The organism is Flavobacterium ajazii (assembly GCF_010614725.1).
Classification (GTDB): Bacteria; Bacteroidota; Bacteroidia; order Flavobacteriales; family Flavobacteriaceae; genus Flavobacterium; species Flavobacterium ajazii.
Map to the genome: position 1 here is coordinate 1 of NZ_JAAEHL010000022.1, position 6,408 is coordinate 6,408.

Below are 6,408 nucleotides of genomic sequence, written 5' to 3' on the forward strand. Positions count from 1 at the left end.
CTCCCGCGAGCAAGACCTTTTTGTAAGAACGTGCTTCAAAAATAGCTTTTTATTTCAATTGAAAAAAAAAGATTTATTTTTTCTTTCCAGGGAACATTTTACTAAATGGTATTTTGGGCAACACTTTTTCAAAAAAACTTGCCATTAGAGGTATTCTGTCTTTTTCGACAAAACTTAAGATAATAGTCATCACAATGATGAAGACTAAAACGATTATTAATGATAATAACATTGTGTTCATAATATATTCTTTATATATAAATATTCCCATTTTTCAAAAAAGTTGATTTTTTTTTAAATTATTTTTTACTCGCTTATTAGGGTTTTAGACCGCAAAAAAGGACGGTTTTCTAAAAACCCTAGCGTTTGCAAGGTATTTATAGGTTTAAAAATAAAATAGGACACAAAAAATCACCCTTTTAAAACCTTATTTCAATTGAAAAAAGATTCTGTTTTTATCGATTATGCTTTCCAAAAATGCCAGAACATTCCGTTTTGCCTAAACTTGGCTGATTATCTTTAATCGTGCGCTCGATTTTTTTGGAAGGATGCCAGAACCTAAAAGGTGTTTTTTAAGATAAATTTCCCTGGCATTCTTCTAAAAAAATGAGCATAGCCCTACGGCGATTGAGTTATGCGGTTCAACTAACACCCCGAAGCACCGCAGGGATTGTGGAGTTTTCACGGAACAATACCGAGGAGCGCCACGCGGTGTTGCGGCCTCGAACAGCCACCGCAGACCGGGAAGCCCTTTTTTCGGGGCTGAAGGGATGCGAGCGTGTAACGGCGGGGAAAAAATAAAAGTCAGCGTTAGCGTTCCTTAATCCACTGCAGAACGAAGTGGGGCAACCCCGATGGCTGAGCGAATGAGCAACCGCTGAAAAAATAAGGGGCGGTGGACGCAAATACGGCTGAATGAAGTGCAGCGGAGTTTACGGAGCGGAACGTAATGAAGCGGTATTGTGGATGTAGTAGCCCCGACGAACGCAGGAAGTGAGTGTGTGAAGATGAGGACGAGGAAGCGTAGTGACTGCCTGCTCTTTTTCAGAGCTGGCAGGTGCTATGCTGACGAGTGAACTGTGGAACGGAGTCCCGCCTTTTTGCGGGACGACTGGAACAGCCGAACGGAACAAAACGAACGACCGGAGGGAGACCGCTTTTTTGCTTTCCGTCTTGATTAGCAGATTGTTTCTTTTTATTCCTATATTTGATGTATGGATTTAATAAACGCTATCGGTTTTATTGCTTCTCTTTTTGGGATTTATTCGTTTGTAAAAAACGATACTTCCTTATTTTCCCTTTTAAAAAAAATCCTGACTAGTTGTGGTTTGCGTTTAAATTCACAACATAAATGCTATTCTTTTACTTTTAAAAAAAATCTAACCAGTAACATATTATATTACTAAATAGCATATTATGTTATTTTATCGGATTGGATGTAATTTGTCAATAGCTGTCTTTAGTGCGTGTAATCCTGTTTCTTTGTACTTTTCTGTAGTATCTAAATGCTTGTGTCCTGCGAACTCCTGAACAATGCGTAAATCATTATTCCTGGCTAATAAATTGGCTATAACGCTTTGTCTGATCGTTATTGTTGTGAGTGTTTTTCCGCCAAAGTCTTTTCGATTGTACGTTGATAATAAATAACTAATATCTTCGATTGTAGTTGGTGTTCCGAGTTTTGATAATAGTAAATAATCTTCTTTGGTTCTAAAAGTAATAAGTTCTTTTCTGTGCTGGTTTATATACTCGTGAAGCAGTAATATTTGTTGTGCTTTGAGTTGTAAGGTTCTGTTATTGGTTAAGGCTGTTCCGTAGATTTTTATTTGTGCTTTTTCCAGATCTATGTCCTGGATTTTTATTTTGATGAGTTCGCCTGTTTTGATTCCCTGATAAATTAGTAAACTCATTATAATCTGGTTTCTTTTGGCCAAAAACGGATAACGTTCAACTCTTGGTTTTAAAAGGCTTTGTAGTTCTTTTTCAGTAAATAAATCCTGTAATTGGATGGGTGTTTCTTTACTGTCTTTTAGCTTTATGGCTCTTGCAGGATTATCGGTTCTTTTGCCTGTTTCAATTAGATAATCATAGTATTTTTTGATACTGGCTACTATTCGTTCAATGGTTTGTGGTGGATATCTGGAGCGTAAATTTTCAACGTATCGCATCACTCTTGCATAGTCATAAGTTGCAGTTCTTTTGTTTAATAATTGGTATTTTTCTATTTCATATAAATAGTTTTTAACCGTTGAAGGCTGTAAGTGTTTTAATAAATATTCTTCTAAGTTCATTGCTCATTGTTTTAGTTTTAAGTGATTTACCCTTGTATAAATCTGGGTTGTCTTTAAGTTCTGATGTCCTAAAAAGTTTCTGACCATTTCAATACTCATTTCGTTTTCTAACAAGTGTGTGGCTATGCTATGACGTAAACTATGCAAACAAATAGTTGCGCCTGAAGTATTTATTTTGGCTTTTTTCAGTAGTTTTTTAAAGGTTTTATAGATCGTTGTTCCTTTTATTCTGTTGCCTTGATGGGTTATAAAAAAGGCTTCTTGTTTTTCATTCCTATACAACTCACTTTGCTTGTAGTATTCTTGTAAATCGTTTGTTATTTTCTCTGTAATTGGGATTACCCTGCGGTTTTTACCTTTTCCACGTCTTACAAAGAGTAGTTTTTGCTCAAAATTCACATCTTTTATATTCAGGTCCTGGGCTTCGGTTCTTCGTAATCCACAACCATAACACAAGTGTAATAATATGGTTTCTTCTAGGTTTTGAGCGGTTTTATAGAGGATTTGGATTTCGTTTTGAGTAAGTATGTTTCTTGGATTATTGACTAGGCTTTTAACTTTTAAAGTATATGGATTTCGCTTGATTTTCCCTAATCGTTCTAAATATTCAAAAAATAATCTGATTGCCAGTAAAATGCTCTTTATGTGGCTTTGGCTTATAGTTCCTGTTCTTTTTGGATTGGGTTTGGTTTGTAAATACTGGTAGTATTCCCTGATGTGGTTCTGGGTAGTTTTACAAGGGCTTTCTTTGGTAAATTCTAATAGCTTTTGGACATATTTAGGGTAATTCTGTATTACTGTTTTGCAATATCCCAGGTTTTCCAGTTCCTTTCTAAATTCATAAATCGTATTTTCAAACATAGCTTTAATATGATGTTTATAATGCCTATGATGTTTTTGCTTACTTCTTTTTTGGGGTTTAGGGTCGCCAGATATAATTTTAGAGTTAAGATTCTATATTTTAGATTGTTACACTATTTTCTAGTGACCCAATAGCGACCCACAGCAACCCAAACTTTGGTCATAATTGCTTTAATTCTTCAATCTGCTTCATAAGAAAACCTTTGATTTCGGTTCTTAATTTTTGATGGTTATCCCAATAATCAACTACATATTTCAAACCTTTGTTAGAAAAACCGCCTTTGTATCTGATGTATTCCAGTTCGAGTAAACTATTGATAAACCGCTGTAACTGGGTTTTGCTGATGTTGAGTTCCTGACGGATTTCTCTTTGTGTAAATTCAGTTTCTTTGCTTTTTACATACTTTTTTAGTCGTTCAAAAAATTGTCTTAAACTGCCGTCGAGTTCATCAACTTTTAAAACAATGCTTTCAAAAAGCACTTCTGTTGCCTGTTCTATGTCCTCGATTTGGGTGATTAACTGATTGTCTTTGGTAAGCTGTCTTTGGTGTTGGTTCAGGAACGTAACCTGTTTTATTACGGCTTGGTACATTTCGTTTAGCCGTCTTATTTTATGGACTTTTTCAGGTAATTGTAATTTGGTAGCGTATGGGTTTATAACTTCGTAATGGGTTAAGTTCCGTACCATTTGCTGTATAAAATGAACGGCTTTTTGCTGTGTTTTGGGGTCGATTTCTCCCGCATTTCGTTTGTTTTGGTGCGTGATAATTCTTTGGGTCTGTTCCTTGCTTTCGTCTACGGCTATCAAAAAACTACGGCTCATATTGTCCTCATAGGTTTCGCCTTTGGTGGTTGCCGATAAACTGCTAAACTGTCCTTTTACTTCTTTCTTGGCTGATTTATTGTTTCCTTTTTTGTCTTTTATTGATACGGAACTGCTCAAAAATTGGTTTGATATTAATTCCCGGAGCGCATACAAAGCATCTTCTTTGAGGCCGTCCAAATCTTCGATGATGATGATTTTTTGGAACAGGTCGAACTCTCCCCAGTTGTACAGACTGCTTTCGGTTATCCGCGTAAACCGAAGTACGTCTTCTTGTGGCATTAAATCAGCTATTTTGCTGATTATATGGGTTTTTCCGCTTCCCGAACTTCCTTGTACAATACCGTGAATAGGGTGTTTGTTTAGATAACTGATAATAATTAAAAACAACAATAAGCGTGAGTTTTCCTCACCAACGATACCCGCTTTGCCTATTTGTATATTCAATCTATTTAATAAATCTTTGGCTTTTAAAAAGTCAACTACATTCTCTAAATTGGTATTTTGTATTGGTTCTGCAGTAGGTTTTTTGGTGGTGGTTTTGGTTATAATATCTTCAATTGACCCGAGCGATAGCGAACTGGCGGAGCAAAAAGAAAGATTTAGTTTCTTTCTTTTCTCTAAAAGTTCCGTAAATATTTCGGGTTCGTGCAGTTGCAGGGTTTCGTTTATGTCTTTGTTAGGTAGTTCTATTGTGGATGTTTTGTATTGCTTGAACTGCTGGGCATATTTTTTTATGGCTTCGTTTCCTGCGGTATCGTTGTCAAAAACAAATATGATTTCTTCCAGTTCTGTGAGTTCTAAAATAGCGTTTTGGATTTCTTCGTTCAGCCCGTTGGTTCCGTAACAGGCTAATAAACTGTAGTTTTCTGCTATTTCTGTGATTTGTAACAGGCTCGCACAATCAATAATACTTTCGGTCAGGATTAGTTTTTTAGTGGCTGGACTGGGGTAATGGGGATAAAGCCCACAACGGTTCTTCAGATAAAAATGTTTGGCTTCTTTTTCATTTATCGTGCTTCTAAAATACAGGCTGACAATCTGATTTTCTTTGTTTTTTAATGGGAAGACAATTGATTTATTTCCAAAAACATTAAACGCTTTTTCGCCTGTTTTACTGATGATGTTCCTGTCCAGAAGCAATCCAACGGCTAAACAATTATTGATTAGGGTTTCGTCTCTTCGTATACCGTGGTGGAACTGTCCACCATTAAAACCAATTTGTAAAAGCTCTACATTTAGATTTCTTTTTTTGCAGTATTCTTTCGCTGGCGGACTATTAAAAATTCCTTTTCTAAAACTCTGGAACATCTTTTCTAAAAAAACACTTTTGTCTTCTGTGATTTTTGTCGTTTGAGTTTTTATAATATCAGGAACGTTTGTAATTACTTGGCCAATCATCGTTACACATTTTAAAATTGCTTCCCGCTTGGTCAGCTTTTCATAATCCTGAACAAACTGGATTACATCGCCTTTTTTATCGCAGGCGTGGCATTTGTATTTATTTTGCGTTGGATTAACTTGTAAACTGGGTTTTGTGTCTTCGTGGAAGGGACACAACAGCATATTGTTTTTGTTGGGCTGTAAATGGTAATGCGCTAATACAGCTGACAGGTTTAGGTTTTCTTTGATTTCTGATATGGTCATTACTTGCGTTTTTTCAGGATTGGCTTCTCCGGGATTTGATTTTCTATAAGTTCTATGATTAACTGCTTTTCACTCGTTAGGATTCTCACCATATCCCCGGCTTTAAATCCTAATTCTTCTAACCATACACCGCTCACGCTTAGCCAGGGAACTTTTTTACATCCATAGGTTAAGGCTCTGTGTTTGGGCTGAAGCTTGACTTGTTTGGGATTTTGGATTGCCATAAGTACTGGGATTTAACGTTTGTGTTAATTTGATACGTCACAAATATAAAATATATGTATCAATAAAACAACTAATAATTTATCAAAAAGATACATATTGCTTTATTTGTGCTTTTTGGATAACTTTACAACAAATTATACAGTATGCAACACATTGGTAAAAATATAAAGAGGATAAGGGAAGAAAAAGGATTAACCCAACAATCCATTGCAGACCTTATTGCAATGCACCGTTCTAATTATTCAAGGGTAGAGACAGGCGACAGGGATTTGTCTATTGATGCCATTAGTAAAATCGCTAAGTATTTCAATATGACTATTGACCAGCTTGTAAACTTTGAAGGAGATATTCCACAAGAAGTAACCATAGAAGATAAAACACTTGTAGAGCAGGTTAAATTGATTCAGGAACTTGAACCCGAAGAAAAAAGTATGGTTTTTAAAATGGTCGATACTTTCCTGACACAAAAGAAGTTTAAAGATTTCTTTCAGAAAAATGTAGCTTCGCTATAAAACACAAAAAAACCTCGCTGATTGCGAGGTTTTCTTTTTATATGCTTTG

5 protein-coding genes are annotated in these 6,408 nt (G+C 35.8%); 1 reads left to right on the top strand and 4 read right to left on the bottom strand.

What is annotated here, in order from left to right:
• Positions 1-1,424: 1,424 nt before the first annotated feature.
• The 4 genes from GWR14_RS23560 to GWR14_RS23575 form a co-directional block, all read right to left on the bottom strand.
• Positions 1,425-2,291, bottom strand: a complete 867-nt coding sequence (locus GWR14_RS23560) for a tyrosine-type recombinase/integrase (protein ID WP_163411596.1) — start codon at positions 2,289-2,291, stop codon at positions 1,425-1,427.
• 3 nt (positions 2,292-2,294) lie between these two features.
• Positions 2,295-3,152, bottom strand: a complete 858-nt coding sequence (locus GWR14_RS23565; protein WP_163411597.1) for a tyrosine-type recombinase/integrase — start codon at positions 3,150-3,152, stop codon at positions 2,295-2,297.
• A gap of 160 nt (positions 3,153-3,312) precedes the next feature.
• Positions 3,313-5,622: a CHC2 zinc finger domain-containing protein gene (locus tag GWR14_RS23570; protein ID WP_163411598.1), complete on the bottom strand. Its 2,310-nt coding sequence runs from the start codon at positions 5,620-5,622 to the stop codon at positions 3,313-3,315.
• Positions 5,622-5,846 (bottom strand): SymE family type I addiction module toxin, encoded by a 225-nt coding sequence (locus GWR14_RS23575; RefSeq protein ID WP_163411599.1) that lies wholly within the window; start codon positions 5,844-5,846, stop codon positions 5,622-5,624. Before GWR14_RS23575 ends, GWR14_RS23570 begins: the two co-directional genes overlap by 1 nt.
• A 144-nt stretch (positions 5,847-5,990) precedes the next feature.
• Here GWR14_RS23575 and GWR14_RS23580 point away from each other — a divergent pair, with 144 nt between their 5' ends.
• On the top strand, positions 5,991-6,359 hold the full coding sequence (locus tag GWR14_RS23580) for a helix-turn-helix domain-containing protein (protein WP_163411600.1): 369 nt from the start codon (positions 5,991-5,993) through the stop codon (positions 6,357-6,359).
• Positions 6,360-6,408: the final 49 nt, after the last annotated feature.